The following is a 14787-nucleotide window of genomic DNA, read 5'->3' as shown; positions in this document are numbered from 1 at the left end:
TAAAAGGGACCTGCCGGAGGCGCCATGCACTGCCCATTTTGTTCTACGACGGACACCAAGGTGATCGACTCCCGATTGGTGGCCGAAGGTCATCAGGTTCGTCGGCGCCGAGAGTGCCTGACCTGCCACGAGCGATTTACCACCTTTGAAAGTGCCGAACTGGTGATGCCAAGGGTGATTAAGCAGGATGGCACCCGAGAGCCGTTCGATGAAGACAAGCTGCGTCGCGGCATTCAGCGGGCGGTGGAGAAGCGTCCGGTGTCGGCGGAAGCGATCGAACAATCTTTGACTAAGATTAAATCGGCCCTGCGGGCCACCGGAGAGCGGGAAGTCGGTTCCGACATGGTCGGCAACCTGGTGATGGAGCAGTTGATTGCCCTGGATAAAGTGGCCTACATTCGGTTCGCCTCGGTGTACCGGGCCTTTGAAGATCTGTCGCAATTTGGTGAAGCCATCGCCAAGCTGGAAAAATAACCACAAATGAACGGCTCACAACACGATTACTCCTTTATGCGCCGGGCCATCGAGTTGGCCCGGCGCGGCCGTTTTACCACCCGGCCCAACCCCGCCGTGGGGTGCGTGCTGGTCAGAGACGGCGATATTGTTGGCGAGGGGTTTCACCCTAAAGCCGGCGAGCCCCATGCCGAAGTGTTCGCCCTTCGCCAGGCGGGAAAGCGGGCCAGGGGCGCCACCGCCTACGTGACGCTGGAGCCCTGTTCGCACTATGGCCGCACCCCTCCCTGCGCCGAAGCCTTGATCAAGGCCGGTGTCAGCCGGGTGGTGGCCGCCATGGTCGACCCCAACCCTCAGGTGGCTGGCCGTGGCCTGTCGATGATTAAGCAGGCGGGCATTGAGGTGGTATCCGGAGTGCTGGAGGCCCAGGCCCGGCAGCTGAATCCGGGTTTCATCAGCCGCATGTCCAGGGGGCGCCCCTACATTCGGATTAAGCTGGCGGCCTCTATGGATGGCCGTACGGCATTGGCCAACGGCGAGTCCAAGTGGATCACCGGTGCCGACGCCCGCCGCGACGTTCAGCGGATGCGTCTGAGCCACGGCGCGGTGATTACCGGGGCCGGTACGGTGTTGGCGGATAACCCGTCAATGAATGTCCGTCCCGAGCAGTTGCCCGGCTCGGTAGATTTGCCTGCCCACTGGTCTCAGCCGCTGCGGGTGGTGATTGATGGCCAGGCCCGGCTGCGTCCGGGGTTGCAGTTGACGGAGATTGAGTCGCCGGTGCTGCTGGCCTCGACACAAGGGTACCCCTGCGACTGGCCCGAGCATGTGGCTTGCTGGCAGGGGCCGGCCGTCGCCGGCAAGGTGGATCTTCATGCCCTGATGGCCGAACTGAGCCAGCGTCAGATCAACACGCTGATGGTAGAAGCCGGAGCGACCCTGGCCGGGGCTTTTGTTCAGGCCGGGTTGTGGGATGAGATCATTTTGTATCAGGCACCGAAAATGATGGGCAGCGATGGTCACGGGGTCTTGAATTTGCCCCAATTGACCGCCATGTCACAGGTGCCCGAATTTCAATTTAAAGACGTTCGCCGGGTCGGAGCCGATTTGCGCCTGACCCTGGTGCGCGCGGAGTCATAGATGTTTACAGGCATTATCGAAGCGGTGGGCCAGTTGCGCCAGTTAGAGCGCCGTGGTGAAGATTTACGGGTAACCGTAGCCAGTGGCAAATTGCCACTGGAGGACGTGCAACTGGGCGACAGCATCGCCACCAACGGCGTGTGCCTGACGGTGGTTGCCAAGCTCAGTGATGGTTACGTGGCGGATGTGTCCGGAGAGACCCTGGCCCGTACCAACTTTGCCAACTACGCGGTGGGCCAGTCGGTCAACCTGGAACGTGCGGTTACCGTGAATACCCGCCTGGGCGGCCACATGGTCAGCGGCCATGTGGATGGCCTGGCAACGGTAGAGAGCATCAGCGACCGCGGTCGCGCCATTGAGTTCTGGCTGCGGGCCCCGGCGGGCCTGGGCCGCTACATCCCTGAAAAGGGATCGGTCACCATCGACGGCATCAGCCTGACCGCCAATGAAGTCGACGGTAATCGTTTTCGTCTTACCCTAGTCCCCCATACCGTCCAGGAAACCACCATTGGTGAACTGCGACCCGGTTCGACCGTGAATCTGGAGGTGGATCTGATCGCCCGATATCTGGAGCGACTGATGCAACCTGCAGCAGACAGTGAAGAGTCCGGCGGCATCACCATGGAGATGTTGGCGAAATCTGGATTTTTAAAATAACAAGGTCAGCAAGATGGCACTGAATAGTATTGAAGAGATCATCGACGACATCCGTCAGGGCAAAATGGTTATCCTGATGGACGATGAAGACCGTGAGAATGAAGGCGACCTGATCATGGCCGCCGAAGCGGTGACTCCCGAAGCCATTAACTTTATGGCCAAGTATGGGCGTGGCTTGATCTGCATGCCCATGAGTGGTGAGCGATGTGACCGTTTGGGCCTGCCCCCGATGGTATCGCGCCACACCGAGCAATACGGTACCGCGTTCACCGTTTCCATCGAAGCGGCCGAAGGGGTAACCACCGGCATCTCCGCCGCCGATCGTGCCGTCACGGTGTTGACGGCGGTTGGCAAAGACGCCGGTCCGTCGGATCTGGTGCAGCCGGGCCACATCTTTCCGCTGCGTGCCCGCCAAGGTGGGGTGCTGACCCGCGCCGGTCACACCGAAGCCTCGGTGGACCTGGCTCGCTTGGGTGGTTTTGAGTCGGCGGCAGTGATCGTTGAGATTCTTAACGAAGATGGCACCATGGCCCGTCGCCCTCAGCTGGAAATCTTTGCCGCTGAGCATGGCCTGAAAGTCGGCACCATTGCCGACCTGATCGAATACCGCAACAATAACGAAACCACCATCGTGCGTGAGTCCAGCTGTCACTGGCCCACCCGCTTCGGTGATTTTGAGCTGATAAGCTTCCGTGACACCATCGACGGCGAAGCCCACTTTGCCCTGGTGAAGGGGGACGTCAGCAATAACCCTCTGGTGCGGGTCCACCTGCACGACGGCTTCAACGATCTGCTGTTCTCCCAACGTGGTGGCAGCGGTATCTGGTCGCTGGAGAAAGCGATGAGCCGTATCGGTGATGAAGGCGGCGTTCTGGTTCTGCTGGGACGTCATCAGAGCAGCGATGAGATGCTGGATCGGATTCGGGCGCTGGCCGTTGAAGATGCCGGTGAGCAGGGACCGAAGCGCAAGCCCTTTGGCACATCACGCACCGTTGGCGTGGGATCACAGATCCTGGCTAACCTCGGGGTGTCCAGAATGCGCTTGCTGTCGGGTCAGAAACGGTATCACTCCCTGTCCGGTTTCGGCCTGGAAGTGACCGAATACATCGGCGAATAATTGTGAGCCGTCGGCATTAAGGTTTTGCTGACGGCTGTGCTATCATTACGCCACTTTTCGCCCCGCCACCGGTGTGGGGCGTCTACCAATCTGTTTTTGGGTACAAATAATGAAAGTCATCGAAGGAAACATTGAAGCCAAGGGTGCCAAGGTGGCACTGGTGGTTGGCCGCTTTAACAGCTTTGTTGTAGAGAGCCTGGTTCAAGGGGCGATCGACACCCTGAAGCGCCTTGGACAAGTCAATGATGATGATATCACCATTGTCCGTGCTCCTGGCGCATTCGAACTGCCTCTGGTTGCCCGTAAGCTGGCAAAAGGCGGCGAGTTTGACGCCATCATCGCCCTGGGTGCGGTGATTCGTGGTGGTACACCCCACTTTGATTTCGTTGCCGGAGAGTGCAACAAGGGACTGGCACAGGTAATGCTGGAGTTTGATACTCCGGTGGCCTTCGGCGTCCTCACTACCGACACCATCGAGCAGGCCATTGAGCGTGCCGGCACCAAGGCTGGCAACAAAGGCCACGAGGCGGCAATGAGCGCCTTGGAGATGGTTAACGTCCTTAAAAATATTTAAGCGACGGATACATCAGGAGAATTACGTGAAGCCTTCAGAGCGTCGTAAAGCCCGCCGTTTGGCGGTGCAAGCCATCTATTCATGGCAGTTAAGCGGAAATGATGTGGCCAATATTGAGCATCATTTCCTCACCGAGCAGGAAACCGACGGCGTTGATGTGGCTTACTTCCGCGAATTGCTGGTTGGCGTAGTCAGCCACTGCAAGCAACTGGATGAGCGCTGCAAGCCTTATCTGGCCCGCTTGCTGGAGGAAGTGGACCCCATCGAGATGGCGGTATTGCGGGTGGGGGCCTATGAGTTGCTCTACCGTGATGACGTGCCTTATAAGGTGGCCATCAACGAGGCCATTGAACTGGCGAAAGCGTTTGCATCCGACGACAGCCACAAGTTTGTCAACGGCGTGCTTGATAAGCTGGCTAACGCCTTGCAGCGATAACCGGCAATGCAATATTGAATGGAGCGGCCACATCCCAAAATGTGGCCGTTTTTTATATGGCGATTAGTGAATTTGAGTTGATTGAGCGTTACTTTCGCCAGGGTTGCCAACGGGGTAACCAGCGAAAGGACGTGCTGTTTGGTATCGGTGACGATGCCGCGATTCTGCGGGCTCCTGACAACAACCAGTTGGTGGTGACCACCGATACCCTGGTGGAAGGGATTCACTTTCTCAAGCAGATTGAGCCGGCGGTGCTGGCGTATAAATCGGTGGCGGTGAATCTCTCCGATCTGGCGGCCATGGGGGCCGATCCGGCCTGGCTGACGCTGGCGTTGACCCTGCCGGAAAGCAATGAGCCCTGGTTGGCGGAGTTTGCCGCCGGGCTGAACCAGATCTGTGAATACTATGGCATTGCCCTGGTGGGCGGTGATACCACCCGCGGTCCGCTGACCATTACCCTGACCGCCATGGGCCATGTGCCAGCCGGGCAGGGGATTTACCGTCATGGTGCTTCGCCGGGTGACTGGATCTTTGTGACCGGTCATCTGGGTGACAGCGCCGCCGGTTTGAAGATTCTGCACGGTGATCTGGCGGCCAGCGACGATCACCGCGAATTTCTGGTGACCCGTCATCTGCGGCCGACTCCCAGGATTCTGGCGGGCCGGTCGCTGCGCGGTATCGCCAGTGCCTGTATGGACATCTCCGACGGCCTGGCCGGGGATCTGCGCCACATCGTCAAGGCTTCTCAGGTGTCGGCCCATGTGGAGATCACCGACGTGCCCCTGTCTTCGGCGCTGGTCGAGACTCTGGGGCTGGAGCAGGCGCAGCGGGTGGCCATCGCCGGTGGCGAAGATTACGAACTGCTGTTTACCGTACCGGAAGCCAGGAAAGGAGCACTGATGACCGCCCTGGGAGAGGCGGGCGTCAGCCATACCTGCATCGGCCAGATCCGGGCGGGAGAGGGGATCCACTACTACCGCAATGGTGAAGTAGAGAGTGATGCCCCCACTGGTTTTCAACATTTTTAGCGGGATAGATCCATGACTCGTTTTGCAGGACTCAGCCTTAAGAACCCGGTGCACTTTCTGGCCCTGGGCGGCGGCCTGGGGCTGGCGCCCAAGGCGCCCGGCACCTTCGGTACCCTGGCGGCGTTTCCTTTCTATTTTCTGATGCAGGACTTGGGGCTGTTTCCCTATCTGATGATCCTGATCCTGTTCTCTGCCGCCGGCATCTACATCTGTGGTAAGGCCGCCAGCGACATGGGCGAACATGATCACCCCGCCATCGTCTGGGACGAGGTGGTGGGGATGCTGATCACCCTGATCGCCGCTCCGGCGGGATGGATCTGGCTGGTCATTGGCTTTGCCCTGTTTCGGCTGTTTGATATCTGGAAGCCGTGGCCGATCCGGTTCTTCGACAAGCAGGTGGACGGTGGATTGGGGATCATGGTGGATGACATCATCGCCGGGATCTTTGCCCTGGTGTGGTTGCAGGCCCTGGCCCGCCTCTTTCCTAATCTATAAACCGCTGTCTGACGTCAAGGCCCACCACCCCGGTGGGCCTTTTGTCATCTAAAGGTCATCTTTCCGGCTTTATCCATACGGATTGGCAAATGAGATTGATGGATATTTGTTTTTCCAGATGTGAATCGCCCTGAGAGATCCCGTACCCCTGCCGCAAAGCCCTGTTCTGCGGCTGAGGGGAACCGTGGGACCGTTTGAGCGTTATCCCAGCCTGCGGATGACCCTGGCCCAGAGAGCACCTGGGTCGTCATCAATCTTGATTGAGTTTTTCCCCGAACTGGGGCAGTGGTGAATAAACCGGCCTGGAGGTGAAGGGAACTTCCGGTGGCGGACACTTGGTCTGGTGTCGTTTAAAAAAGACGGCGGGTTGTCCCGCCGCCTTGTCTCCGGTTTAGATCTGGCGTACGCCGAAGCTGCGGATATAGTACACCCTCGGCTTGGTGCCGGCTTCAGGCTTCAGCTGCATAGAGTGGTGCATCTTCAGCAGGCGGGACACCTCACTGTCGGGATCGCTGAGGTCGCCCACTACCCTGGCTCCGGCGGGGCAGGCGTCGACACAGGCTGGGTTGAGCCCCTGCGCCAGGCGGTGATCGCATAGGGTGCACTTCTCCACCGTTTTGACGGGGCGGCTGACCGGGTAGGTATCGCCGCGCTCCGGGTTCTCATGGGGAGAGCGCTTGGCGCCGGTGGTGACCAGTACCTCCTTGGGAGAGACGGTGCCTCCGGCCACCAGCTGATGATCATCCTGCCAGCTGCGGTGCGGAGCCTGTTTGTTGAAGCCGATGACACCGTAAGGACAGGCGCGTTCACAGCGGCGACAGCCGATGCACTTGTCGATATTATGCAGGGTCAGGCCATTGTCCGCCTTGTACATGGCGTCTTCCGGGCACACCTCGACACAGGCCGCATTCTCACAGTGGTTACACAGTGTGGGGATGTAGCTGTAGCTGACGTCGGGGAATCTTCCCTCCGTCTTACTGATGTGATGGGACCACCGGATGCCGTCAGGGGTGTTGTTTTCCGTCTTACAGGCGAGGTCACAGCCGCCGCAACCTACGCATTTCTGCAGGTTGATAACCATTCCTAGTTTCATCTGTTGTTACCTCACGCTTTCTCGATACGGATACGGGTGTGGCCATAGAAGGCCGAGGCGCCGCTGAAACGGTCATAGCGGGCCGGGATGATGGCGTTGTTGCTGCCACCCCGTGGTGTCTTGCCGAACTCCTTGGCGGCATAGCGGCCGTAGGCCCAGTGCCCCTGACCGAAGGCCTTGGCGACACTGCCTGGACGCACCCCTTCCCACAGCTTGGCGGTACAGGTCAGCTCGCCCACGGTGCTGATGAGGCGGATCTCGTCACCATCCTTGATGCCCAGGGTGTTGGCGTCTACAGGGTTCAGCTTGGCCACGTCCTTATGGGCTTCATCACCCGGGGTCAGATCACCGAACTCATAGAACCAGGGAGAGTTCTGGGAGCGGCCTTCGTGGCTGAGGCGGGACTTGTGGTCCACCAGCAGCAGCGGGAACGCTTTGGCATCGCCGTCGCGAACCGGCTCCTGGTAGTGAGGCACAAAGGCTTTTTCGCCAAAACCGGTGTACTCACACGCCTTGACCACCTCGTCGATGGAGACATGGTGGCGCTTGGCGTGCTTACCCAGGGCATGCTCCAGAGTGACACTGTAGAACTCGAACTTGTGAGTGTCGGTCTTAAATTTGCCCCAGCGTTTGCGGTAATCGTAGGGGTGGGAGTTCCATACGCCTAGCTGCACAAACTCCTCCCAGCCGGAGAGCTTGTCACCATATTTGGAGGCGTCTTTGTGCCACAGAGGGGCAGTGACGTACTTGACGGCGATCTCGGCAAACTCCTCGGAATTCTTGGCGGGCTTGCCGGTTTCCGGATCGACGATCTGCTCATTGATGTAGCGCCAGGCGTTGTCGAAGCCCTTGTCCGCCAACTTTTTGGCCAGCAGGTAGGGCACCTCGGTCTCGTCCTGGCGGGTGTCATACATCCGCTTGATACTGGGTCTTTGCAAGGAGACGTGGCTGACACCGTTACCGGCGGCCGCCAGGACGCCCCACTTCTCGAACATGTGGTGGCTGGCGGGCAGCAGCAGATCGGCAAACCAGCTGAACTCGGAGATGTTGGTGGTCACGTGAGCCATAAAGGGCAGCCGGCTCAGGGCCTTCTCCCAACGCTCGGTTTCCGGCGCGGCAAAGGTGAAGTTGTTGAAGTAGGCCAGCATCACCTCGATCTCGTAGGGGTCGGCGTTGAGGATGCCGTCGGCGGCGTTGTTGGTGACCACGCCCTTGCCGGACTTGCCCTTTTTCAGGGCGGGGAATTCCAGACGGCCGCGCTGGTCGATCTTCTCGTGCTTCTTCCCCTTGTTGGCGGTGGCGTCCAGATAGGCCGCCGCATCGGGGAAGGTCTTATTCAGCGGCGCCTTGTTGTAGGGGAGTACCCCACCCTGATTGTCGATGGCGCCGAACAGGCCGTTGAGGGCGTGACAGGCCATGGAGGTGTAGGTGCCCCGGGTCTGCATTACCGCGCCCCGCGCGGTCCATACCTGTACCGCCGGTGCGGCGGCGCCCATCTCTTTGGCCATGGTGCGGATCTCTTCCGCTTTCACGCCGGTCACACTCTCTCCCCATTCGGCGTTGTACTCTTTCAGAGCCAGGTTCCACCACTTCACCAGGCCATGGCTGTAGTTGTCCTCGAACAGGGATTCATCCACCGCCTTGCCGGTGACGAAGTGGTTGTTGCCATCTTTGAAGTCACCCACGAACGGTCTGTACCAGACGCCGGCCACCAGGGCTTCATGGGCGATGGCCAGTGCCAGGGCGGAGTCCTGGCCGGTCTCGATGGGGATCCATTTATGGGCCTTGGCGGCGGAGGCGGACAGCCGCGGGTCCACCACCACCACCTTGGCGCGGTCCAGGGTGTTGCCCCACTCACTGGAGTAGAAGCTCACCTGGCGATTGGAAGCGATCGGGTCGGCGCCGAATGAGAGGATGTATTTGGTGTTTTTGACGTCGTACTGGCTGTAGCCCCAGTTGCCGTCCAGGAAGAAGGGCCCGGCCTTGTGGGCCTCGGCACAGATGGCACTGTGGGAGATGTTGTTGGGCGAACCGATGATTTTGGTCATCTTGTCATACAGCAGGTCACGGGCCAGGGAGTAGCGGCCGCGCAGCAGGGCGTACTTGTGGCTCTCGCCGCGCTCACGCAAGGCCAGGATGCGGTCAGCCAGCATATCCATCGCCTTGTCCCAGCTGATGGGGACAAACTTGGGATCCTCATGGCGTCCCTTGTTGGGGTTGGTGCGCATCATCGGGGTTTTCAGGCGATCCGGGTCATACACCATCTGCAGGCCCAGGTGTTGACGGGGGCAACCGGCGGTATCGTGGATCTTGGAGTGGGGGTTGCCACGCACCTTGATGGCGCGACCGTCCATGATGTACACCTGCTTGGCACACCAGGAGGTGCAGCCCTGACAAGTGGTCGGTACCCAGGTGCCGGTGTTGGTGCGCAGATCCACCTTGGGCAGTTCGTTCGCCATGAGATCGAGCAGTGGAGAGAAGGCAAAGCCGCCGGTAATCCCGGTGGCGGCGGTGCCTACCAGAGAGCCTTTGAGCAGCTTCCTCCTGGAGGAGCTGAACGTGTCATTCTTGGTCATGATGTCATCCTTGTATTGCAATATACGTAAGAGCGCATGAGCCTGGCCGTATATCACCTATGCTCCTGGCTATGTTGATACTGTTAAGGCTGAGATTGATATGACGCTGGTCAAAAAGTAACCACATATTTTCTATGGTTTTTAGTAAGGCGAAATCTGTTGAGTCCTGATTCTTCCGGGGCGTTTGCTGATAACGAATCCGGTAGATTGGGGCCAGCCCCTGAAGGGGTCAGCGCCACCCTGCTTGCTCAGGTCTGTTGTAATGAATGATTCTGAGGTAACCGGTCCAAAAGAGAGGGACGGGAGCAAGCCAGCCCCTCACAAGAAATTGGGAATTCAGGAAATTGCGGCGCAGGTCAAAAAAGCCCCGCATGGCGGGGCTCGGTCTTATCGTCAGGAGGAAGGGGTTAGAACAGCTGCTTGGGATCCACGATCAAAGCACGGTAGCTTGGCTCGGTTTTGGCCATGGAGTTGACGGTCAGCTCCACCTTAACCTTACCGTTTTCCGTGACCTCATTGATGAAGTGCTTGCCCGGCTTGCCGGTAAACAGGCCGGCGGAGGCGGAGTACATGAAGAAGCTGTCCTTGTCGTCGCGCCACTCGATGTTGGAGGTGATGGGGGAGTACCACTCGTAACCGCGCTCCTTGCCGTATTCGAAGGTCTGCTGCACCGTCATCTTGTCTTCATCAATCTTGTACTCGACACCGCGGCTGTACTTCATGGTCGGCATGGCCGGCTGTTCGAAGTGGCGGCCGTCGCCGTTGTCGAAGGAGACCAGGGTACCACGGCTGGTGAGCCAGGAGGTGTGCTGGGTCCAGGGCCAGTCGAAGTCGGTGTCGGCACAGGTGCCGGTATTCATGTTGCAGTCCAGAGGCTTACCGCTGGCGTCCACCGGGGTCAGCACCTTGTCAGACAGCTTGCCCCAGCCTTTGTTGGCAGCCAGGATCCACTTCACTTCACCATCACGGCTGACCTTGGCGGTGCCCTGGTGGCGCATGGAGACGATGATGGAGTCGTCTTTGGCATCGTAATCAATGGAGTTGATGTGGGCCCAGTTACGGCCGGCCGCGACGCCGGGCAGGTCGCCAAACGGGGCGTCTGGCTCGATGTCCATGGTTTCACCGGCGTGGTTCTCATCCACATTCAGGCATACGGCACCGGAGTCCAGTCCGATCAGCAGGTCGTCGCGCATGTTGTCGAAGATCTTGTTGAAATCCCACACCTGGACCACATTGCCGGTCTGGTCCACTTCGATGACGTGGTCACGGACGGTATCGATGCGTTTGCCGTCTTCGCGCAGGTATTTCTCCTTGGCGACCCGCAGCAGGTAGTGGCCGTTGGGCATCTCCAGCATGGCGTGGGAGAAACCGGTAAAGCCGCGGGGCATGTCGCGCTTAAATACCTTGCGGCCCAGCATGTCGTAACGGGCGTAGTAGTGGTCCTGGCCCCAGTACAGCTCGCCGTTGTCCGCCAGGTGGAAGCCCATGGCGATTCCCTTGGTGGTGTCCTGATCGTAGACCTTATCCCAGTCCATAAACCAGCGCACTTCGCCGGCGGTGTCGGTCACAAACACGATGGGGTAGTTGTCCCAGCCCTGGGTCTGATCGTCGGCACCCAGGTGGTTCACCAGGTAGAGGCGGTCTTTGAATTGCTTGTCCACCTTGACCACGTCCACCTCCGGGAAGGAGCGGGTCTGGCCGTCGAACAGCAGTTGCTTGACCGGTGCGGTCTTGATCTTGTACTGCTCCTTGATGCGCTTACCGTCTTTGTTGTACTCCACCGACACGGTGTTGTTGTAGTCGGCGTACAGACCAAACACTGGGATGCCGTTGTGGGTGGTTACCGCACTGTCGGACACCGGGTATTCGATCACCGAGCCGCCTTTCTTGGGCTCGATGCGTACCTTGACGTCGGAGATGCTGAAGCCATTGAGGTCGATAATGGCGGTCAGCGGGGCAAAGTCGTAAGGGTTGACCTTAACGATGCCAATCTCACCCTGGGTGGCCACGGTGGTCAGGTATTTGTCGGCCCAGTCGCCGCCGTCGCCGGCAATGGCTGAGTGGCTCAGTCCCAGCAGGCCCATGGCCAGGGAGGTGGCAAGCAGTGTCTTTTTCATCGTGATTCTCCGTCTTTCAAATAATTTGGTTTATTAGAAGTTGTACTGCAGGGCGTAGAACACACCGTCGTGGAAGCCCTCTTTGCCCAGGTTGTTTTCGGCATAGCGGTATTGCAGTGATGCAGACAGGCCGGAACCGATGTGGTACCTCAGGGTCAGCTGGCCATTGAAACCGTGATCTTCGGTATCGCCGGAAACGATCAGGTAGTCGTCACCACGGCCGAAGAAGTGCTCCTGCCACCAACCCAGGGTGACGTCGTGACCGCCGAGGTTGAAGCTCTGATTGGCGCACAGCCAGACGTAACCACCGTTGAAGCCATTGGCGTCAAAGGACTCGCCATTGGCCTTTTTGAAGTGGGCATAGTCGGAGGTAACGATATGACCGGCCAGGGCCACCTGGGTATAGAGGCCGTTGTCCCAGGTCTTGTCGTGGCTGATACCCAGGGTGGTGTTGGTTTCGGACCACACCGGTTTCTGCTTGTTGAACACCTGCCCGTACCAGTTCCAGTCGCCATCGCCGATGTTGATCTGGCCGACAATATTGATCTCGGAACCGATCATGTCGGAGTCGGTAAAATCCTCCAGCTTGACGTGGGCGTAGACATCGCCAAACGCGCTGCCGGTGGCCCCCTTGAGGGTGACGAATTCGTTCTCGCTCTTGCCTTTGCCAAAGTGCGCTTCGGCCTGGCTTCCCCAGTCCATCATGCCGGCCTCTACGGCCACCATGCCGGCGTGGGCCGGGGCGGCCGTCAGCAGGGCCAGCGCCAGTGCGGTATTCAGTGTTTTCATTGTCATCTCCGTTGGAAGGGGGGTGCCCTCTGTGGGGCACCTTTATTGGGTTATCTATTGGACTGCTTTTTACCCAGGCAGCTGAGCCAGCCGAAGGTAACTGCCGACAGAGCGGCGATGAACACGCTGTAGGCGATGATGCAGTACTGGGCCATGTTCAGTCCCAACAGGCTCCAGTCGTCTTCGCCACAGATGCCGGAAGGCTGGAACTCATAGGGAAACCACTCATGCATCGGTAACCCCAGTGGGAATTTGGGTTCGGTGGAGCAGGCGCCGCCGCCACCACCGGCGGCGAACAGGTCACCGCCCTCGGCCATCACCGCATCCAGGGCGTGGGATGAGTCGTGCAGGCCGGCCAGTTCAATGGACCAGGCCATGCCCTGAAGCACGGCGTACCAGGCCAGAGCCATGCCAGCCAGCTTGAGAAGCTGGTTGTCCGGTTTAATGGCGATGATCAGGCCGGCAAACAGGATGCACATCTGGCTGAAGCGGATGTAGACGCAGATTTCACAGGGATCCATGGCCAGGAACCACTGGAAGTAGCCCATGGCGGCGAGGATCAGGAACAGCGCGGCGCCACTCATCAGCAGCCAGATCCAACGTTGTTGCTGCCACTGTTGCAGGGTCGTTAGCGGGGCAGATTTCAGGTCCTGCCAACCTTGAGTGATGGGGGTCATGGTTATCCTCCTCACTTGGTTAGCAGTTCGGCGGTGAGGTCATCCAGCATCTTCATACTGGTGATCGATTGGGTCACGATCAGGTATTGGCCGTTAACCACGATGGCGGGAATGCCTTTGACCTTGGCGACTTTAAGGCCCTGATCCCACTTGGTCAGTAGGGCAGAGACTTCGGCGCTGCCCTTCTTGGCTTCGAAGTCGGCAGCATCGATGCCTGCAGCTTTCAGTCCGAATGAAGTTGCTTCTTCAGAGGATTTGAATTTAATTTTATCGTCATGGATATGCTTGTAATAAGCCATCTTTACTTTTTTGTATTGTTTTTCGCCAAGGGTTTTGGCAACAGCAACTACGGTGGCTTTTTCTAAACCAAAGGGAGGCTTGGTGGTAATGTGGTAGGCGTCATAGTCGACACCGTCAGGCAGATTTTTAATATAATTTGGCATGACGGCTTTTTCGTATTTATAACAGAATGGGCAGTTGGTTGAATAGACTTTTACCACCTGATTTGGAGCATTAAAACCTTGATCTTTAAGGTCAATGTAATGCTTTCCTTCGCTAAATTCTGCGGCCTGGGCGGTCAGTGCCAGCAGTGAGGCGGCAGCAAGAGTAAGTATGCGTTTCATGGGGGTCTCCATAGGTGTCAGGGGCAGTGATGCCGTTGTTGTTGACTAGAATAGGGAGACTGGCGACGGGTAACTGTGACGACACCTGCCGGGAAACTGGGGAATTATTTTACTTTTTTAAAGCGAGATGTGACCCAATTCGCGTTCTGATTATATCGGGCTTTATTTGTGGGTTAGCTAACAGAAAACAGCAACTATTTTATGAATACTTTCCCCAACTTATTTGTGATCTGGTGCAAAGATGACTCGGGCAGAATTAAAAAGAAAGAGAATAAGTGCGATATTAAATACCGCGGAAATAGCGATAGTAGAACACGGGCTTTTCTCCTTAAGCTTGCTTGAGTTGGCGCGTCAATCCAACTGTCCGGTAAACAGCCTGTATAACTATTTTTCCAGCCGTGAAGATATCGCCGTCGGTTTATTTAACCGCATCATCGGCAAGTGGGGGGTTAAGGCCACTCAGGAGATTGCTCTCTACCCCGCCAGCTACCAGCAGCGGTTTATGGCGATGCAGTTGGTGTGGGTACATCGTGCCCGTCAGGCCATGGATCCGGCCGGGGTGCAGTTTCTGGCGGCCATGCCCTGCGTGTGGAAGCATGCGTCGCACCACCGGATTGCCACCACCCGTAAACTATTGGATAGCTGGTATCAGCTAAACTGCGATTTTCTGGAGCGGGCCCGGACCTTGGGCGAGCTGCAGGCTACCGATGAGGAGATTCATCACTGCCTCAATCTGGTGACCTGTGTCGAGCGGGGGTTTTCCCTGTTCAGCAATAACTACAGTTTTCGGGATGAGATGATGCAGATGCCGATGGAGCGGGTCTTTGAGGCGATGCTACCCAGTATTGCCTCATTGCGATGGTCCCGGCCGATGACCCTGGCCAGTCTGGAACCGGTGATGGCCATCTGTACCGACATTGACCTGCAGCTGCAGCAGTTCGATGTCGATGAACTGATTGAGCGGGTGGAGGCGTCGTTGGAGGAGTAGCCGGCCCCGCAGGGCCGGCAGGGG

Annotated in this window: 15 protein-coding genes; 9 read left to right on the top strand and 6 right to left on the bottom strand. The window is 58.2% G+C overall.

The window, feature by feature from the left end; genetic code table 11:
* The first annotated feature begins 24 nt into the window (after positions 1-24).
* The 8 genes from nrdR to BLT77_RS06190 all read left to right on the top strand — a co-directional run bounded on the left by nrdR (position 25) and on the right by BLT77_RS06190 (position 5900).
* The gene (gene nrdR / locus BLT77_RS06225) at positions 25-474 is read left to right on the top strand and encodes a transcriptional regulator NrdR (RefSeq protein ID WP_090363586.1); all 450 of its coding nucleotides are present in this window, start codon (positions 25-27) and stop codon (positions 472-474) included.
* Positions 475-480: 6 nt separating this feature from the next.
* The gene (gene ribD, locus BLT77_RS06220) at positions 481-1593 is read left to right on the top strand and encodes a bifunctional diaminohydroxyphosphoribosylaminopyrimidine deaminase/5-amino-6-(5-phosphoribosylamino)uracil reductase RibD (protein WP_176819209.1); all 1113 of its coding nucleotides are present in this window, start codon (positions 481-483) and stop codon (positions 1591-1593) included.
* Positions 1594-2250, top strand: coding sequence for a riboflavin synthase (locus tag BLT77_RS06215; RefSeq protein WP_090363584.1), 657 nt, complete (start codon positions 1594-1596; stop codon positions 2248-2250).
* Positions 2251-2263: 13 nt separating this feature from the next.
* Positions 2264-3367: a 3,4-dihydroxy-2-butanone-4-phosphate synthase gene (gene ribB / locus BLT77_RS06210; RefSeq protein ID WP_090363581.1), complete on the top strand. Its 1104-nt coding sequence runs from the start codon at positions 2264-2266 to the stop codon at positions 3365-3367.
* 109 nt (positions 3368-3476) lie between these two features.
* Positions 3477-3941 (top strand): 6,7-dimethyl-8-ribityllumazine synthase, encoded by a 465-nt coding sequence (ribH, locus tag BLT77_RS06205; protein WP_028113868.1) that lies wholly within the window; start codon positions 3477-3479, stop codon positions 3939-3941.
* Between the two features lie 25 nt (positions 3942-3966).
* Positions 3967-4377 carry a transcription antitermination factor NusB gene (nusB, locus tag BLT77_RS06200; protein WP_028113867.1) on the top strand — a complete coding sequence of 137 codons (411 nt, stop codon included), beginning with the start codon at positions 3967-3969 and terminating at the stop codon, positions 4375-4377.
* Positions 4378-4439: 62 nt separating this feature from the next.
* Complete coding sequence (gene thiL / locus BLT77_RS06195) at positions 4440-5405, top strand: thiamine-phosphate kinase (protein WP_218126911.1); 966 nt, start codon at positions 4440-4442, stop codon at positions 5403-5405.
* A 12-nt stretch (positions 5406-5417) separates the two neighbouring features.
* The gene (locus tag BLT77_RS06190) at positions 5418-5900 is read left to right on the top strand and encodes a phosphatidylglycerophosphatase A family protein (RefSeq protein ID WP_090363575.1); all 483 of its coding nucleotides are present in this window, start codon (positions 5418-5420) and stop codon (positions 5898-5900) included.
* Between the two features lie 391 nt (positions 5901-6291).
* Here BLT77_RS06190 and arrB read toward each other — a convergent pair whose 3' ends face one another.
* The 6 genes from arrB to BLT77_RS06160 form a co-directional block, all read right to left on the bottom strand.
* Positions 6292-6993 (bottom strand): arsenate respiratory reductase iron-sulfur subunit ArrB, encoded by a 702-nt coding sequence (arrB, locus tag BLT77_RS06185; protein ID WP_090363572.1) that lies wholly within the window; start codon positions 6991-6993, stop codon positions 6292-6294.
* Between the two features lie 11 nt (positions 6994-7004).
* On the bottom strand, positions 7005-9569 hold the full coding sequence (gene arrA, locus BLT77_RS06180; protein WP_090363568.1) for an arsenate respiratory reductase molybdopterin-containing subunit ArrA: 2565 nt from the start codon (positions 9567-9569) through the stop codon (positions 7005-7007).
* A gap of 407 nt (positions 9570-9976) precedes the next feature.
* A complete protein-coding gene (locus BLT77_RS06175) occupies positions 9977-11686 on the bottom strand; it encodes an aryl-sulfate sulfotransferase (protein WP_090363565.1) in 1710 nt (569 codons plus the stop codon).
* A gap of 33 nt (positions 11687-11719) precedes the next feature.
* Positions 11720-12475 carry an outer membrane protein OmpK gene (locus BLT77_RS06170; RefSeq protein ID WP_176819208.1) on the bottom strand — a complete coding sequence of 252 codons (756 nt, stop codon included), beginning with the start codon at positions 12473-12475 and terminating at the stop codon, positions 11720-11722.
* A gap of 50 nt (positions 12476-12525) precedes the next feature.
* Entirely contained in the window at positions 12526-13152 is a 627-nt protein-coding gene (locus BLT77_RS06165) for a disulfide bond formation protein B (RefSeq protein ID WP_090363558.1), read from the bottom strand.
* 11 nt (positions 13153-13163) lie between these two features.
* Positions 13164-13775, bottom strand: a complete 612-nt coding sequence (locus BLT77_RS06160) for a thiol:disulfide interchange protein DsbA/DsbL (RefSeq protein ID WP_090363556.1) — start codon at positions 13773-13775, stop codon at positions 13164-13166.
* Between the two features lie 343 nt (positions 13776-14118).
* Here BLT77_RS06160 and BLT77_RS06155 point away from each other — a divergent pair, with 343 nt between their 5' ends.
* Positions 14119-14763: a hypothetical protein gene (locus tag BLT77_RS06155; RefSeq protein ID WP_342707520.1), complete on the top strand. Its 645-nt coding sequence runs from the start codon at positions 14119-14121 to the stop codon at positions 14761-14763.
* Positions 14764-14787 lie beyond the last annotated feature (24 nt).

Origin of the sequence: Ferrimonas sediminum (assembly GCF_900100175.1) — a bacterium.
Classification (GTDB): Bacteria; Pseudomonadota; Gammaproteobacteria; order Enterobacterales; family Shewanellaceae; genus Ferrimonas; species Ferrimonas sediminum.
Note: the sequence above shows the minus strand (reverse complement) of the source record. Positions and strands in the feature narration are given on the sequence as shown.